Source organism: Lacinutrix neustonica (genome assembly GCF_026625145.1).
Classification (GTDB): domain Bacteria; phylum Bacteroidota; class Bacteroidia; order Flavobacteriales; family Flavobacteriaceae; genus Lacinutrix; species Lacinutrix neustonica.
The window spans coordinates 771,548-788,870 of the sequence record NZ_CP113088.1; the positions used below are offsets into that span (position 1 = coordinate 771,548).

A 17,323-nucleotide genomic window follows, 5' to 3' on the forward strand; every position below is an offset into this window, starting at 1 on the left:
TTAATAATTCCCCTAAAATGAAAAACCCTACGCTTTCAAAACTCGTAATGGCAGTTGTTCTACTGTCATTTTTTACAGGATTTGCACAAGAAAACCCTGTGACAAATTTACTAAAATCTTACATTGATGCCTCTAATGAACTCGAAGATACAAAAGATGTCAACAGTGTGCTATCCTTATTTGACAGTAGTTATAAAAATAACATTGCTTATGTTGGATTAACAGGTGTTGTGAATAAATCAACTGTTGATTTTGATCAATTTTCTAATCAATTAGAAGAAAACTTAAAGAATCAAAATTATAATTTTACAATGTCGGTTGGTGAAATTATTTATGAGTCACAAAAGAACAGAGCTGGAACAATATCTGCTCTCATTAATTTTGAGTCGAAAATAGAAGGGAAAATAGCAGAAAAAGGCACTATTTTAATGAACCTGGTCACTGCTTTAGTTCAAGGAGAGTGGAAAATAATTCTTAATAACACCGTTAGAGTGTCGGAAGCTAGCGACATTGGTAATTGCGTTTGCTATTTGTTTTCAAAAGGAGATTCTTTCTTTAATGCAGAGACGTATTATCCTGCAGGCGTGGAATATAATAGGGAATATAAATCGTTTAGAGTTAGTATAAAAGAAGGTAAACGTACTATTGTGAATAGAGCAAATGACGATAGAACATTTGATTGGGCAGATAATGGAGACCTATTAGATGACGGGGTTATCATTGGAAACGCTGAAACGTCGGACAAAGCGGTTCAAGTAGTGCTTTCTCACGTATATGGCGAAACCTGTACAACCATAAATTTTAGCTAACGATAAAAACACTTAATAACATTCATAAGCCATCTAATGCACATTAGATGGCTTTTTTTGTATGTCAAAGTTATAGTTTCTTCCTTATACTAGAAAGTAAAAACATACGTCATGACATTTTACTAAGCTTAAAAAAGAAATACAATCTTAAAATACTACGCTTTAATTCATTAATTTTTACTAACTTAGAGAGACAAAGAAATATCCCATATCTTTTTCAACTTTCCTTGTTTATTTATGTTTTGGTTCATTTTTAATCAATTTAAATAACCACGCATTATGAAACATTTAATTTATTTATTCCTCGCCCTTTTCGTACTCGCATCGTGTCAAAAAGATGAAGATACGTTGTCTAAATCAGAAAACTCTGAAGAGCATATGAATGCACTTGATGAAGATTTGTTGCGAAATACAATAGCAAGTATTGCTGCATCTTGGAACACTAATGATCCAAGTTTGTTCAATAGTCATACTTCTGTTGATATTATTAGAAATACTAATGGAAAAAGAGCTGCTAATAACCAAAAAGAATATGACCGCACAAACAGACAGCCTTTTCTAGATGCTTTTCCAAATTTTAATGTCGCTATTACTGATACTCATATTGTTGGAAACATAGTGTATACGAATTGGACAGTCAGTGGAACAAATATTGGAGAATATCGTGGAAATCCACCAACTGGTAAGGATATTAAATTACATGGCATTAGTGTCTGGACTTTTAATGATGACGGAAAATTAATGCAAGAAGATGCTTATTTTGATAGACTTTCTCTATTTCAGCAATTAGGCTACCAAGAAGTACCACCCTTAACGCAATAAAAATATTGGGGTAACATTGAATCCGTTTTTTGAACATGATGATAAATAACTTAAAATTATATTATCATGAAAAAAACAAATGTATTATTTAACTTTTTAATTGTTACGCTTCTATTTTTTGCTTTTAGCTCGTGCTCGAATGAACCTATTCAAGACGCCAATGAAGAAATTACGGTTGCAGAACAAAGTAGCAGGTTAGAAAATGACGGCCCTATTGATGAAGGCTCGGTGGTTCTGGAGGTGATAACACGGGGAGTAATAATTCTATGAGTGCCAATATTTATCAATTTTACAGAAACGGAGATCATTTTTATACTAATAGTTTTGATGAAGGAGTTAACGCCCAATACGCTTATGAAAGGACTCTTGGTACTGTAGCTACTAGTGGGCCTACCTATCAAGCTATAACTAGATGGTACAATCTTGGTAATGGAGATAGAGTAATTACAACAGGTGTAAGCGGTCATCCAGCAATTGCTGGGAGTATATTAAATATTTATGTCAATGAATATGGTCAATTAATAAGTCTGCCAAGCGATAGTTCCGGAAATATATCAGGGACAAATGTTCCTGTAACACAAGCTTCTTCTAACGGAACTTGGCGATATGAAGGAATCCTAGGTTATACTACGGGGAATTCTAATAGTCTACCTGTACATACTTATTATAATCACAACTTAAAGGATCATATCTATTTAACAGATTTTAATATATTAGGGAATGGTGGAAACGGCTATGTCTATGAAGGAATTGCTTTTTATATATAAAACATTTTAAATAATAAAACAAAGCCCTTTGAATCATCAAAGGGCTTGTTTATTTAAGTAAATCTATAAGCCGGATTCTGTACTCTTACGAGCCCTTATCATTTATCTACGTGTACCATTACTGGCACACTTTAGCTGCCTACCCTCTAACAATCGCGCGTGCACGCTCAAACGTTAGTATACATGACATTGCACCATATAGAGTTTACCTGGTTTCACTACAGCATGACCTGTACATACTTTCTGTTGCACTTTTCCTAGCCTCACGACTGGTGGCTGTTAACCACTATAATTGCACTGTGGTGTCCGGACTTTCCTCATCTTATAAATAAGACGCGATAAGGCGATTTACTTGCCAACAAAGGTACGATTAAGACCATTAGAATTACAACTTTTAAAAACTTATAATATGTTAATAACTCTGCATAAATTGCTCCTTTATACTTTACTTATTTAAGCTGAATTTTTAACTTTGTTTTTGATTAAAAACATAACCTTCCGTTTTTTGATTTTCCAAAAATCACAGACGATCGTTATTCAATAGTTACAAATTTTTTGATACTTGAGTCTCTCGAAAATCATTCAAACTAGCGTAAATAATAATGGAACACTTTGTAGTATCGGCAAGAAAGTATCGTCCGCAAACGTTTAAAGACGTTGTTGGGCAAACGGCTATTACAAATACTTTATTGAATGCTATAGAAAACAATCATCTAGCACAAGCGTTATTGTTTACAGGACCTCGAGGTGTTGGAAAAACAAGTTGCGCCCGTATTCTTGCTAAAATGATTAATAGCGATGGTAATGAAACAGGTGATGAAGATTTTGCATTTAATATTTTTGAATTAGATGCCGCTTCTAATAACTCGGTGGATGATATTAGAAGTTTAACCGATCAAGTACGTATACCGCCACAAGTTGGTAAATATAAAGTCTATATTATTGATGAGGTTCACATGCTCTCTCAAGCGGCCTTTAATGCCTTTTTAAAAACGTTAGAAGAGCCACCAAAACATTGTATCTTTATTCTAGCAACTACTGAAAAGCATAAAATCATCCCAACCATTCTCTCACGCTGTCAGATTTTTGATTTTAAGCGTATTACTGTTAAGGACGCTAAAGATTACTTAAAATATATTGCAAAAGAACAAGGGATTACTGCCGAAGATGATGCACTTCATATTATCGCTCAAAAAGCAGATGGCGCTATGCGAGATGCCTTGTCTATTTTTGATCGTGTGGTTAGTTTTTCAGGGAAAAATCTTACGCGACAAGCGGTCACAGAAAATTTAAATGTTCCGGATTACGAAACGTATTTTACCAGCACCGATTTTATAATTGACAATAAAATACCTGAGTTATTACTTCAGTTTAATGACACCTTATCCAAAGGCTTCGATGGCCATCATTTTATTGCCGGCTTAGCTTCCCATTTTAGAGACCTCTTGGTTTGTAAAAATCCTACTACCATTGAATTACTAGAAGTGGGCGAACAAACCAAAGCGAAATATATCGAACAGTCTAAAAAAGCCTCTCAGGCCTTTCTGTTAAAAGGCATTGAACTGGCCAACGACACCGACCTAAAATACAAGACCAGCAAAAACCAACGATTACTTGTTGAACTTTGTCTCATGCAGCTTGCCTCTATCACTTTTGATGGAGAAAAAAAAATAGCAGTCGGTTCATAATTCCGCCTTCCTATTTTAAGCGCATTGGTATTACCCCTGTTCCCGTAAAACGGCCTAAAACCGAGGAAACTACACCCGTTCAAGCTACGGAAGAAAAGGTTGTTAAGCCCGAAGTAGCGACGGTCGCTAAAGTGGCGTCTCCCAAACCAAAAATTGTTTTAACTACAGATAAAAAACCAAGATCTGGCTTATCTTTAAGTAGTATTCGCGCGAAAAAAGAGCACATTGCACAGCAAAAAGATAATGAGCCGAGACGAAGAAAATCTGCCTAGAGAGCCATTTAATCAAGATGAGCTTTTAGAAGTATGGAGTGCTTTTGTCTCGCGTATTGAAGCCGAAGGCAAAATGAATTTGGCCTCTATTTTATCAATAGATACACCAACATTAAAGGGAACAACAATACACTTAACCTTTCCAAACGCTACAAATAAAGTAGAAGTGGAACGACAATCCTTCGATTTACTTCAGTATTTACGCAAGCATTTAAAGAACTATGATATCGCTCTCGGATATAGAAGTTAATGAAGAAATGCAAAAGAAATTTGCTTATACTCCTGAAGAAAAATACGAGAAACTAAAAGAGAAAAATCCGAATATCGAATTACTTCGTAAAACTTTTGATTTAGATCTTTAAATTGGCCGTAGGTGGCCTTGACGAAAGACCTAAAAATACAGACTCCCTTTTTTGATTATTGGTTACCTTTGTATCACTTTAATAGTTTAAGGTTAATGAATAAATTTATACTACTCATTTTAATTACTCTTATTGGCCTATTGAGCTGCGATGGCCGTGATCGCGTATATAAAACAAACGCTGAAGTTTTAAAAGCACATCAATTGCTGGATTTATTTTCAGAACGGGTTACATATGTGCCTGAGAAATACACAACAGTTGTCACGGACACCATTTTAAGTAATGGTTTTAGAATAAAGATTAAGGCATATATAGATATGGAAAACGCCGTATTAAAGATATCTCATAGCGATGGTTTAAAGGATAAAAAACATTTTAGAAACAGAAAAGCGGAAATCACTGTTAAAAAAAATAATAAACTCATTTTTTCAAAAATTATTGACAATGATTTCTTTTTAAAAATTAATCCTAATTTAAAAGATTCTCTCCGAATTACATCATTAATGAGGCCTACGCAGTATACGATGATTCCTTTATAACAAATACAGTAAACTTTACATTTTTATTCTATAACCCTCAAAGCCGAGAAAACAAGATCTTTTGTGCTCTTTATTAATGAGCGGGGTAAATACCACATAGAAGAAAATACGTTTGAAAAAAACAATAAATTTTAATATGCTAGGACTTAAACTACCCACAGACCCACGTTGGGTTAACATTGTAGAAAAAAACATAGAGGACATTTTAACCGATCACGCGTTTTGCGAGCAAAAAGCAACGAGTACTGCTATATCTTTAATCGTAAGCTTTCCGTAATACACCGATTTGGTACAAGAGATGGTTGCTTTAGTTAAGGAAGAGATTAGCCACTTTAAAATGGTTCATGATCTCATTATTGAAAATGGCTGGACTTTAGGCCGCGATCGCAAGGACGATTACGTCGCCAAACTCATTACTTTTTTCCCTAAAGGCGGCAGCAGAACCACACAATTAGTACACAGGCTATTATATGCGGCCTTAATAGAGGCCGAGAAGTTGCGAACGGTTTCGTCTGCTTTCTGAAGAACTGGAAGACAAAACATTAGCTGAATTTTACAGAAAATTGATGGTGAGTGAAGCCAACCACTACACCATGTTCTTAGGTTTTGCCGGACAATACGGAGATCGAAAAGAGGTTGATGAGAAATGGGAAGGTTTGCTGGATTATGAAGCAGAAATCATGAAGGACCTCAGTAAAAGCGAAACCATTCACGGTTAAATAAACACATAAACAAAATGCCAATACAAAAGTACTGGCATATTTAGTTTGTGTTTGTTGGTTTGGTTAAAATTTCACGCCAAAACCTATTTGTATGTTCGTGTTTTTAGCGTCTAAATTGGTTTTATCATCATATATGTTAGTGACGCCATAGGTGTACCTAAAATCTATAAATAAATGATCTGAGAGATAATATTCTAAGGCTCCAATGCCTGAAAAGGCTAAGTTTTTCTTTTCATCCTCATAATCATGTCCTTTAACACTTAGCTGTGGCCCAACTCCTATTACTAAGAATTTAGCGAATTCGTATTTTAAAAGTAGGGGTAGCTGAATGTAATCAATACGAAGAAATTCTTCTTTAGCCCCTTCTGCAGAAAATTGAATCTCCGGAGCAAACGACAAATTTTCAGCAATTCTTGATTCGACAAAGAAACCAATGGCCAATCCATTTCTGTGTTCATTAGAAATACCGGCTGGTACTTCGGTTCAAAATTTAAATTGGAGCTGTTATAGCCTGCCCGAAAACCATAAACTGTATTTTGTGAAAAGCCATAAAGTGATACTAAAGCGAGGGACAATAGGAGTACGTGTTTTTTCATGAAAATAAATTTATATTGAGTGATCGATAGAAAAATTACTACTAACTAAGATATATTATTTTCACAAAAATGAATGAATTAAAAGATAAAGTGCATCATTTTAACTTTGAATGGCTCAAAACAGTTTCGTTATAGACACTTTTTATGATGCCATCTGCTAATCCTATTTTTGGAACATAAATATCTTTTGCACCACTCCATTTCATTGCAGATAAATAAATTCGTGTGGCAGGAATAATAACATCGGCTCTATCTTGATTCAAATCAAGTTGGGTAATTCGCTCTTCGTAGGAATGCGATTGAAGCATGTTATAATAAGACGTTAAATAGAAATAGGTTAATGGCTTACCAATAGCTTTTCCTGAAATTTTAAAAATCTTATTAATGTTGCCACCAGAGCCAATAACATCTACCTTTTCATAGTCTTTGGTTTGCATTTTTATCCAAGCTTCTAACTCTTGCCAGGTTTCTTTTTTAACAATATCATTTAGCAATCTAACGGTGCCAATTTTGAATGATTTTGACACGGTTTTATCTCCATTGTGGATGACGCTAAACTCGGTACTTCCACCACCAACATCTACATACAAGTAAGTTTTATTATTGTCAATAAAAGCATGTAAATCTGTGGCTGCAATTATAGCGGCTTCTTCTTCTCCTTCAATAATATCAATAGGAATTCCTGTTTTCTTTAATATTAGTTTAGACACCTCCTTGCCATTGTTTGCTTCGCGCATGGCAGAGGTTGCACAGGCTTTAAATTTATCTACACGGTGGGATTTCATCAATAATGCAAAAGCTTGCATGGTATCCACCATACGCTGTGTGCTTTCTGCTGAGATTTCAGAATTCAAGAAGACATCAGCCCCTAAACGAATAGGTACTCGAACTAACGAACTTTTTCTAAATATTGTGGGTTTATCTTTTTCTTCTATAATATTAGATATCAGCAACCTCACAGCATTAGATCCAATATCTATAGCAGCATATTTTAAAATTTTAAGCATTTAGTGTAGCTTGTTTTTATAGTATTCATAAGTCTCAAATTGAGTTCTTATTCTTGGTTTATTATTCTTTTTGTATTTATTTTTTTGAGTTTTATCTAAAATTCTTGCCTTCACGTTATCATTCCAACAAATTTCAAAGGTATCTATCAATTCTGCTTTTATTTCTTCGTCATAAATAGGACAGCTCACCTCTACCCTGTTCTCTATGTTGCGTGTCATCCAATCTGCAGAGGAAATATATACTTTGGGCTTATTATCATTACAAAAAGTATATAATCGAGTATGCTCTAAAAATTTGTCAATAATACTAATGACTTCAATGTTCTCACTCATATTTGGAATCCCTGGAACCAAACAACAAATACCACGAACAACCATTCTTATCTGTACTCCTGCTCTACTTGCTTCATAAAGCTTATCAATCATTTTATAGCTTGAGATACTATTCATTTTTAAATGAATATAAGCGGGTTTTCCTTCTAATTTGTTTGCTATTTCCTGATCAATCAAGTTGAAAAACACATTTCTAGTATAATGCGGAGAGGTAATAATATGTTTATATCTATAAATCTTATAGTTTACAGAAAAGAAACTAAATATTTTATTGATGTCTTTCAATATTTTTGGATTGGCCGTAAAAAGCGTGTAGTCTGTATAAACTTTAGCCGTAGATTCGTTAAAATTCCCGGTACTTATAAAACCATAGCGCACGATTCTATTGTTTTCCTCCCGTTCTACGATACACATTTTACTATGTACTTTAAGCCCCTGCACTCCAAAAATTAACTGCACCCCTTCGCGCTGCATTTGCTCAGCATATTCTATATTCGCTTGCTCGTCAAAACGGGCTTGAATTTCCATAGAGACCGTTACTTTTTTTCCATTAATCGCAGCATTAATAAGAGAACTTGCTACTTGTGAAATTTGTGCTAATCTATATATGGTTATTTTTATTGTTTTTACATTTGGATCGAGTGCGGCCTCTCTTAAAAATTTAACCGTGTAGGCAAAAGTATGGTATGGCGTGTATTGCAGATAATCTTTTTTTGCAATGGCTTCAAAAATACTCGTTTCTAAGCTTAATCCTTTTATAGGTAAAGGTTGTATTTTTTCATATAATAAATCTGCTCTTCCTAAACTTGGGAAACTCATGTAGTCACGACGGTTGTGATATCGCCCTCCAGGAATGATGCTGTCTGAAGTCTCTATCCCCATCTTCTCCATTAAAAAATGCAGTGTTTTCTCATCGATAGTTTTGTCATAAACAAAGCGAATAGGTTCCCCGTCTTGTCTGTCCTTTACACTATCACTTATTTTTTCCATGAAACTCTTACTCAAGTCACTTTCTAAATCCAATTCTGCATCCCTAGTGATTTTAATCATATGAGCAGTAATCGATTTGTAATCGAAAATATTAAAAATGTCATGCAAACAATACCTTAATAAGTCATCCACCAAAATGACATATTGCTTATTATCTTCGTTAGGTAAGACGACGAATCGTTCCATCGTTTTAGAAATTTCAACTAAGGCATAACGGTTTTTACCTGAGTTCAATGCCATGTTTACCGCCAAGTAGGCTGCGCTATCTTTAAGATTAGGAATGGAAATTTCATCATCAAGAATGATAGTCACTAAAGCAGGACTAATGTTTTGAATAAAATAATTTTTAACGAAATCATGCTGTTTTTTTGTAATTTGATTTTCGCTTATGATATAAATATGTTCTTTTTTTAACTTAGAGTGAATGCTGCTAAGAATCTCTAAACTAGCCGACTGGTGTTTAATTGCTATCTGAGTGATAATCTCCAATAATTGAGACGCCTTTATACCTCCTAGTTCACTTTTCCCCCCTCTACCAGCTTCATCAATACGCTTAACTGTGGCATATCGTACCTTAAAAAATTCATCTAAGTTATTTGAGAAAATTCCCAAAAAACGAAGGCGTTCTATTAATGGAACAGTCTCATCTGAAGCTTCTTGAAGCACACGCTCATTAAACTGCAACCAACTTAACTCTCTATTGATATACGTATTAACTTTAGATTTTTTAATCATTAAAAACAATATTTATAGCAAATATATTCTATTGTTCTCATTAAATTAAATACTGCATGTTAGTATTACCTTAAATCTTTTGGAAAAACAATTAATTTAGTGTCTCCTTTTTTTAAATCCTTCCAACGGTCTATATTAAAATCTATTTCAACAAATCCGGAAGTTGTCATATTACTTATTGGCGTACTTCCCAACTGATTGACCACGTTGGTCATGGCATAGTTATGACCAAAAATTAGCACTTTATCGATAGAATTATCACAAGATTTCAAAACATTCAATAACCCTTCCCCCGAAAAGTCATAAAGGGCTTTAATATACTCTGTTTTTACCGAATTGAGCGCTAAATTTTCTATAAAGATATCGGCTGTTAATCTGGTTCTATTTGCAGAACTACACAAAATTAAATCAGGATCTATCGCTTTGTTTTTAAGATAATTAGATACTAAATTAGCATCTTTAATGCCTCTTTTTTTTAGGGGTCTATCAAAATCGGAGTCGTTGTTATTCCAGCAAGATTTTGCATGTCTTACAAAATACACTGTTTTAACACTTTTAATCGTATTAATTTGCATTTTATCCTTTTTTATGGTTTTTTATTATGTTTTTAACATTTTAACGAGTATTTAAGTTATTTAACTCTTTTTTTTGAATTAATATATAAATACTGTTTCATTTGTATATGCTATTAACATCTGAACAATTTAACCTAAGTTCCCCTTAAACTGTGAATAATTAAGTTGCAATTATTTATTAGCATATTAATTAAAAAAATGAGTATGTTATAAAATTACTTTAGACTTATTTATCAGCCTTTTGTGCTTTATTGAATTATATTTTACTTTTTATTCAATAGCAATACAGCCTAACGCAATTTCTGTAATATTCACTCTAGGAATATATAACATCAGTACTAACTAAAAATAATTAATTTGAAAATTTTATCCAAAAATTATTCGAGTTTAGTTTTATTTATACTTTTTGCATTTGGGGCAAATATTGCAACAGCTCAAGTTAAAAAGATTTTCACTCCTCGCTATAACGAAACCATAAGTGGTGATGTTACCATGATTGCAAATAATGTTTTATCGAGAACAGCCACCACAGATTACAATGGAGAAGATGGCAATCACGATTTTTCTGACAATGTTTATGTTGATATAGATAACGATCCGAGCACTTTTAATTCTAGCAGTGCAAATTTATCTAACCCTAAGCCTAATGCAGCATGTTTAACTATAGAAAGCGTATTACTCTATTGGGCTGCAGCTGACAAAGGAAATATCCAAAATGGTGTTGAACTTGATAATCAACCCAATTGGAATTTTAACGAAGTGAAATTAATGCTACCAAACCAAGTAGCATATACTACTATTGTTGCAGACGACATTATTTATAGGGGGCGTGATGAAAATCCGCATTTTATGAATGATCCTTATATCTGTGTAAAAGATATCACCTCCGATGTTCAAAATCTAAACAATCCTTTCGGAAAATATCAAGTCGCCAATGTAGAAGCAAAAACTGGTGCTTTAACCTCTCATGCCAGTTCTAACACGGGTACATCAGGGGGGTGGCAAATGGTAGTTGTATATAGTAGTCCATCGTTGCGAATGAAAAACATAACATTATTTGATGGCTATGCACATATTAAAAGTGCTGCTCCAAGTATAGACGTACTTTTCGATGGTTTTCAAACGGTTCCCAACGGTGCTGTGAAAGCAGATGTGGTCATGGGTGCACTTGAAGGAGATAGAGATATTAGTGGGGATAAACTACAAATAAAAAATGTAGCAAATACCTTTGTAGACTTAGATGCGCCTCTAAGAGATGCCAACAACTTCTTCAATAGTAGAATAACAAAAGGACCTAGTAATGGTAATAATAATTTTACAGATAGAAATCCAGCCAGTACTAATACATTAGGGTTTGATGCCTCCATTTTTCCTTTGTCAAATAATGGAAACTCACTTATAACGAATAATCAAACGTCAGCAACGTTTCGCATAACGTCGACTCAAGAGACCTATGGGTTGTATTTATTGGGCCTCGCTATAGAAGTCTATAAGCCGGTTTTAGAAATGATTGTTATAGGGACACCATCATCTGTAACCCCTCAAGCGAATCCGACAAATGTAAATTTTAATCCGGAAATAACGAATTCAGGGAATGACAATGCAGAAAATGCAGTATTGACAACTACAATACCTCCTGTGGCAACCTTGGTAGAACCAATAATAGGCTTGCCTTCAGGAGTAAGCTATACCTTTGATACCAATACTAATGTTTTAACATTCAATGTTGCAAATGGCGTTTTTGATATTGGAAACCCGTAATTAAATATTAATTTTCAAACTCAAATAAAAGACAAATGCTATTTTTTAGAAAATGGTTGTATGGATTCCTTTGCCATTGAGTTCGAAGCCAATTATAACGGTGAAATTAATCCTATAGTTCAAACTTCCAACAGTTCTAATTCAACCAATGCCTGTGGGGTTGGAAACAATCTTCCAACAATAATCACTATTAACGATCCTTCTCCTGCAAATTGGATAACAAATCCTGGAGCTCTTGATGTCACTTTGGAATGTGCAAATGCTTCGGAATTAGAAGATGCTCAAGCATTAGCTCCTATAGCTTCTTGTTCAGGATTAACTCCTATTAAAACTGCAGGACCATTTGTACCAAATAACAGTTCGTGCTCTACAAACGGTAGTTATACTAACACTTGGACATTTACTGATGCTTGTGGAAACAGCATAGCCAACTACGTACAAATCATTACTCTAAATGATACTACTGGTCCAGATCTATCGAACTGTACGGTAACTAGTGAGACCTTAGAATGTGCAGGGACGGATAACGAAGCGGTGGCCGATGCTTGGAACGCTAATAACATAACCGCTCTGCAAACCTGCGGAACGGATGCTTGTGATGCCGATGCTACCAATACAGTGACTTCAGATTACGATTTTAACAACCTAAGCTCGACTTGTGGCCTTGGGGGAACCATTACCGTTATCTATACCGTAGCCGATGATTGTGGTAATACCACCAACCTTACGGCGACACTTACTCTAGAAGATACCATTGGTCCAGATCTATCGAACTGTACGGTAACTAGTGAGACCTTAGAATGTGCAGGGACGGATAACGAAGCGGTGGCCGATGCTTGGAACGCTAATAACATAACCGCTCCGGAAACCTGCGGAACGGATGCTTGTGATGCCGATGCTACCAATACAGTGACTTCAGATTACGATTTTAATAACCTAAGCACGACTTGTGGCCTTGGGGGAACCATTACCGTTATCTATACTGTAGCCGATGATTGTGGTAACACCACCAACCTTACGGCGACACTTACTCTAGAAGATACCATTGGTCCAGATCTATCGAACTGTACGGTAACTAGTGAGACCTTAGAATGTGCAGGGACGGATAACGAAGCGGTGGCCGATGCTTGGAACGCTAATAACATAACCGCTCCGGAAACCTGCGGAACGGATGCTTGTGATGCCGATGCTACCAATACAGTGACTTCAGATTACGATTTTAATAACCTAAGCACGACTTGTGGCCTTGGGGGAACCATTACCGTTATCTATACTGTAGCCGATGATTGTGGTAACACCACCAACCTTACGGCGACACTTACTCTAGAAGATACCATTGGTCCAGATCTATCGAACTGTACGGTAACTAGTGAGACCTTAGAATGTGCTGGGACGGATAACGAAGCGGTGGCCGATGCTTGGAACGCTAATAACATAACCGCTCTGCAAACCTGCGGAACGGATGCTTGTGATGCCGATGCTACCAATACAGTGACTTCAGATTACGATTTTAATAACCTAAGCACGACTTGTGGCCTTGGGGGAACCATTACCGTTATCTATACCGTAGCCGATGATTGTGGTAACACCACCAACCTTACGGCGACACTTACTCTAGAAGATACCATTGGTCCAGATCTATCGAACTGTACGGTAACTAGTGAGACCTTAGAATGTGCAGGGACGGATAACGAAGCGGTGGCCGATGCTTGGAACGCTAATAACATAACCGCTCCGGAAACCTGCGGAACGGATGCTTGTGATGCCGATGCTACCAATACAGTGACTTCAGATTACGATTTTAATAACCTAAGCACGACTTGTGGCCTTGGGGGAACCATTACCGTTATCTATACTGTAGCCGATGATTGTGGTAACACCACCAACCTTACGGCGACACTTACTCTAGAAGATACCATTGGTCCAGATCTATCGAACTGTACGGTAACTAGTGAGACCTTAGAATGTGCTGGGACGGATAACGAATCGGTGGCCGATGCTTGGAACGCTAATAACATAACCGCTCCGGAAACCTGCGGAACGGATGCTTGTGATGCCGATGCTACCAATACAGTGACTTCAGATTACGATTTTAATAACCTAAGCACAACTTGTGGCCTTGGGGGAACCATTACCGTTATCTATACTGTAGCCGATGATTGTGGTAACACCACCAACCTTACGGCGACACTTACTCTAGAAGATACCATTGGTCCAGATCTATCGAACTGTACGGTAACTAGTGAGACCTTAGAATGTGCAGGGACGGATAACGAAGCGGTGGCCGATGCTTGGAACGCTAATAACATAACCGCTCCGGAAACCTGCGGAACGGATGCTTGTGATGCCGATGCTACCAATACAGTGACTTCAGATTACGATTTTAACAACCTAAGCTCGACTTGTGGCCTTGGGGGAACCATTACCGTTATCTATACCGTAGCCGATGATTGTGGTAATACCACCAACCTTACGGCGACACTTACTCTAGAAGATACCATTGGTCCAGATCTATCGAACTGTACGGTAACTAGTGAGACCTTAGAATGTGCAGGGACGGATAACGAAGCGGTGGCCGATGCTTGGAACGCTAATAACATAACCGCTCCGGAAACCTGCGGAACGGATGCTTGTGATGCCGATGCTACCAATACAGTGACTTCAGATTACGATTTTAATAATCTAAGCACGACTTGTGGCCTTGGGGGAACCATTACCGTTATCTATACTGTAGCCGATGATTGTGGTAACACCACCAACCTTACGGCGACACTTACTCTAGAAGATACCATTGGTCCAGATCTATCGAACTGTACGGTAACTAGTGAGACCTTAGAATGTGCTGGGACGGATAACGAAGCGGTGGCCGATGCTTGGAACGCTAATAACATAACCGCTCTGCAAACCTGCGGAACGGATGCTTGTGATGCCGATGCTACCAATACAGTGACTTCAGATTACGATTTTAATAACCTAAGCACAACTTGTGGCCTTGGGGGAACCATTACCGTTATCTATACTGTAGCCGATGATTGTGGTAACACCACCAACCTTACGGCGACACTTACTCTAGAAGATACCATTGGTCCAGATCTATCGAACTGTACGGTAACTAGTGAGGCCTTAGAATGTGCAGGGACGGATAACGAAGCGGTGGCCGATGCTTGGAACGCTAATAACATAACCGCTCCGGAAACCTGCGGAACGGATGCTTGTGATGCCGATGCTACCAATACAGTGACTTCAGATTACGATTTTAATAACCTAAGCACGACTTGTGGCCTTGGGGGAACCATTACCGTTATCTATACTGTAGCCGATGATTGTGGTAACACCACCAACCTTACGGCGACACTTACTCTAGAAGATACCATTGGTCCAGATCTATCGAACTGTACGGTAACTAGTGAGACCTTAGAATGTGCTGGGACGGATAACGAAGCGGTGGCCGATGCTTGGAACGCTAATAACATAACCGCTCTGCAAACCTGCGGAACAGATGCTTGTGATGCCGATGCTACCAATACAGTGACTTCAGATTACGATTTTAATAACCTAAGCACGACTTGTGGCCTTGGGGGAACCATTACCGTTATCTATACCGTAGCCGATGATTGTGGTAACACCACCAACCTTACGGCGACACTTACTCTAGAAGATACCATTGGTCCAGATCTATCGAACTGTACGGTAACTAGTGAGACCTTAGAATGTGCAGGGACGGATAACGAAGCGGTGGCCGATGCTTGGAACGCTAATAACATAACCGCTCTGCAAACCTGCGGAACAGATGCTTGTGATGCCGATGCTACCAATACAGTGACTTCAGATTACGATTTTAATAACCTAAGCACGACTTGTGGCCTTGGGGGAACCATTACCGTTATCTATACTGTAGCCGATGATTGTGGTAACACCACCAACCTTACGGCGACACTTACTCTAGAAGATACCATTGGTCCAGATCTATCGAACTGTACGGTAACTAGTGAGACCTTAGAATGTGCTGGGACGGATAACGAAGCGGTGGCCGATGCTTGGAACGCTAATAACATAACCGCTCTGCAAACCTGCGGAACGGATGCTTGTGATGCCGATGCTACCAATACAGTGACTTCAGATTACGATTTTAATAACCTAAGCACAACTTGTGGACTTGGGGGAACCATTACCGTTATCTATACTGTAGCCGATGATTGTGGTAACACCACCAACCTTACGGCGACACTTACTCTAGAAGATACCATTGGTCCAGATCTATCGAACTGTACGGTAACTAGTGAGACCTTAGAATGTGCAGGGACGGATAACGAAGCGGTGGCCGATGCTTGGAACGCTAATAACATAACCGCTCCGGAAACCTGCGGAACGGATGCTTGTGATGCCGATGCTACCAATACAGTGACTTCAGATTACGATTTTAATAACCTAAGCACGACTTGTGGCCTTGGGGGAACCATTACCGTTATCTATACCGTAGCCGATGATTGTGGTAACACCACCAACCTTACGGCGACACTTACTCTAGAAGATACGACGGGGCCAACATTAGTAACCAATATTGAGACTGAAAGTTCTGTGGCTTGTTCTGATATTCCGGAACCGCCAACTTTAGAGTTCGCTGATGCGTGTTCAGATAGTGCAATAACTGTAAGTTTAGAAGAAACAAATACAAATACCGGTGACGGTCAAGATTATCAAATTATATGGGAATGGACCGCAACAGATAGTTGCAATAATTCTAATGTGTTTACTCAAATATTAAATGTAATTACAGAAAATGTAATAACCGATTTTGCGGATGAACGTTGTACCGATGATGGGATCATCGATTTATTTCAATACTTACCTGCTAATGCCGACACTTCAATAGCTTGGACTGTTGAACAGGGTACGGTTACCTTAAATACGAATGGTACTTTTGATCCTTTAGAATTAGAAGTGGGCATTTATATTTTTAGTTATACAATACCGTCAGAGTATTGCAGTGAAACAATAAGAGTTACCATAGATATCAATGCTGATTGTATCGTTTTACCCTGTGGTAGTGAAAGCTTTAAAGTATCCAAAGCAGTCACACCAAATGGAGATGGTTTTAATGATTTATTCGCCGTTCAAGGCTTAGCCAAATGTGGATTCATTATCGATTTAACAATATTTAACAGATACGGAGGTATCATTTTTGAAAGTAAAAACTATCAAAACGATTGGGATGGCTCTTCTATTAAAAGCTCTGTAGGTCCAGCAAATAAATTACCAAACGGAACCTATTACTATGTGATTATTTTAAGAGATAGTGGCTTAGACCCTATAACTGGACCATTATATCTAGGAACAAAATAAAA

11 protein-coding genes, 1 other RNA gene and 2 pseudogenes are annotated in these 17,323 nt (G+C 37.2%); 9 read left to right on the forward strand and 5 right to left on the reverse strand.

The genetic code is table 11. The annotated features are described in order from the left end of the window. The first annotated feature begins 17 nt into the window (after positions 1-17). From N7U66_RS04170 to N7U66_RS04185, 4 genes are all read left to right on the forward strand, one after another. Positions 18-809: a hypothetical protein gene (locus N7U66_RS04170; protein WP_267677438.1), complete on the forward strand. Its 792-nt coding sequence runs from the start codon at positions 18-20 to the stop codon at positions 807-809. Positions 810-1,088: 279 nt separating this feature from the next. Next, positions 1,089-1,631 carry an ester cyclase gene (locus N7U66_RS04175; protein WP_267677439.1) on the forward strand — a complete coding sequence of 181 codons (543 nt, stop codon included), beginning with the start codon at positions 1,089-1,091 and terminating at the stop codon, positions 1,629-1,631. Positions 1,632-1,697: 66 nt separating this feature from the next. Beyond that, the gene (locus N7U66_RS04180; RefSeq protein ID WP_267677440.1) at positions 1,698-1,901 is read left to right on the forward strand and encodes a hypothetical protein; all 204 of its coding nucleotides are present in this window, start codon (positions 1,698-1,700) and stop codon (positions 1,899-1,901) included. Continuing rightward, entirely contained in the window at positions 1,898-2,398 is a 501-nt protein-coding gene (locus N7U66_RS04185) for a hypothetical protein (RefSeq protein WP_267677441.1), read from the forward strand. The genes N7U66_RS04180 and N7U66_RS04185 overlap by 4 nt, the downstream gene beginning before the upstream one ends. A gap of 50 nt (positions 2,399-2,448) precedes the next feature. Here N7U66_RS04185 and rnpB read toward each other — a convergent pair. Next, an RNA gene (gene rnpB / locus N7U66_RS04190) (RNase P RNA component class A) lies at positions 2,449-2,753 on the reverse strand. A gap of 247 nt (positions 2,754-3,000) precedes the next feature. Between rnpB and dnaX the strand changes: the two are divergent. From dnaX to miaE, 3 genes and pseudogenes are all read left to right on the forward strand, one after another. Next, positions 3,001-4,720 (forward strand): annotated as a pseudogene (gene dnaX / locus N7U66_RS21395) (DNA polymerase III subunit gamma/tau). 95 nt (positions 4,721-4,815) lie between these two features. Next, positions 4,816-5,259: a hypothetical protein gene (locus N7U66_RS04210; RefSeq protein ID WP_267677445.1), complete on the forward strand. Its 444-nt coding sequence runs from the start codon at positions 4,816-4,818 to the stop codon at positions 5,257-5,259. 136 nt (positions 5,260-5,395) lie between these two features. Further along, positions 5,396-5,978: pseudogene (miaE, locus tag N7U66_RS04215) on the forward strand (tRNA isopentenyl-2-thiomethyl-A-37 hydroxylase MiaE). A 66-nt stretch (positions 5,979-6,044) separates the two neighbouring features. Here the strand turns inward: miaE and N7U66_RS04220 are convergent. From N7U66_RS04220 to N7U66_RS04235, 4 genes are all read right to left on the reverse strand, one after another. Continuing rightward, positions 6,045-6,422, reverse strand: a complete 378-nt coding sequence (locus tag N7U66_RS04220) for an outer membrane beta-barrel protein (RefSeq protein WP_267677446.1) — start codon at positions 6,420-6,422, stop codon at positions 6,045-6,047. A 250-nt stretch (positions 6,423-6,672) separates the two neighbouring features. Continuing rightward, a complete protein-coding gene (locus N7U66_RS04225; protein WP_267677447.1) occupies positions 6,673-7,584 on the reverse strand; it encodes a Ppx/GppA phosphatase family protein in 912 nt (303 codons plus the stop codon). Beyond that, complete coding sequence (gene ppk1 / locus N7U66_RS04230; protein WP_267677448.1) at positions 7,585-9,642, reverse strand: polyphosphate kinase 1; 2,058 nt, start codon at positions 9,640-9,642, stop codon at positions 7,585-7,587. A 65-nt stretch (positions 9,643-9,707) separates the two neighbouring features. Further along, positions 9,708-10,217 carry a SixA phosphatase family protein gene (locus tag N7U66_RS04235; protein WP_267677449.1) on the reverse strand — a complete coding sequence of 170 codons (510 nt, stop codon included), beginning with the start codon at positions 10,215-10,217 and terminating at the stop codon, positions 9,708-9,710. A gap of 357 nt (positions 10,218-10,574) precedes the next feature. Here N7U66_RS04235 and N7U66_RS04240 point away from each other — a divergent pair, with 357 nt between their 5' ends. Then, entirely contained in the window at positions 10,575-11,978 is a 1,404-nt protein-coding gene (locus N7U66_RS04240) for a hypothetical protein (RefSeq protein WP_267677450.1), read from the forward strand. Positions 11,979-12,038: 60 nt separating this feature from the next. Then, positions 12,039-17,321, forward strand: coding sequence for a gliding motility-associated C-terminal domain-containing protein (locus tag N7U66_RS04245; protein ID WP_267677451.1), 5,283 nt, complete (start codon positions 12,039-12,041; stop codon positions 17,319-17,321). Positions 17,322-17,323: the final 2 nt, after the last annotated feature.

What these genes read in the sequence shown, in the direction of transcription:
- N7U66_RS04170 (WP_267677438.1), top strand. Translation starts at nt 18, where the DNA reads ATGAAAAACCCTACGCTTTCAAAACTCGTAATGGCAGTTGTTCTACTG.
- N7U66_RS04175 (WP_267677439.1), top strand. Translation starts at nt 1,089, where the DNA reads ATGAAACATTTAATTTATTTATTCCTCGCCCTTTTCGTACTCGCATCG.
- N7U66_RS04180 (WP_267677440.1), top strand. Translation starts at nt 1,698, where the DNA reads ATGAAAAAAACAAATGTATTATTTAACTTTTTAATTGTTACGCTTCTA.
- N7U66_RS04185 (WP_267677441.1), top strand. Translation starts at nt 1,898, where the DNA reads ATGAGTGCCAATATTTATCAATTTTACAGAAACGGAGATCATTTTTAT.
- N7U66_RS04210 (WP_267677445.1), top strand. Translation starts at nt 4,816, where the DNA reads ATGAATAAATTTATACTACTCATTTTAATTACTCTTATTGGCCTATTG.
- N7U66_RS04225 (WP_267677447.1), bottom strand. Translation starts at nt 7,584, where the DNA reads ATGCTTAAAATTTTAAAATATGCTGCTATAGATATTGGATCTAATGCT.
- ppk1 (WP_267677448.1), bottom strand. Translation starts at nt 9,642, where the DNA reads ATGATTAAAAAATCTAAAGTTAATACGTATATCAATAGAGAGTTAAGT.
- N7U66_RS04235 (WP_267677449.1), bottom strand. Translation starts at nt 10,217, where the DNA reads ATGCAAATTAATACGATTAAAAGTGTTAAAACAGTGTATTTTGTAAGA.
- N7U66_RS04245 (WP_267677451.1), top strand. Translation starts at nt 12,039, where the DNA reads ATGGATTCCTTTGCCATTGAGTTCGAAGCCAATTATAACGGTGAAATT.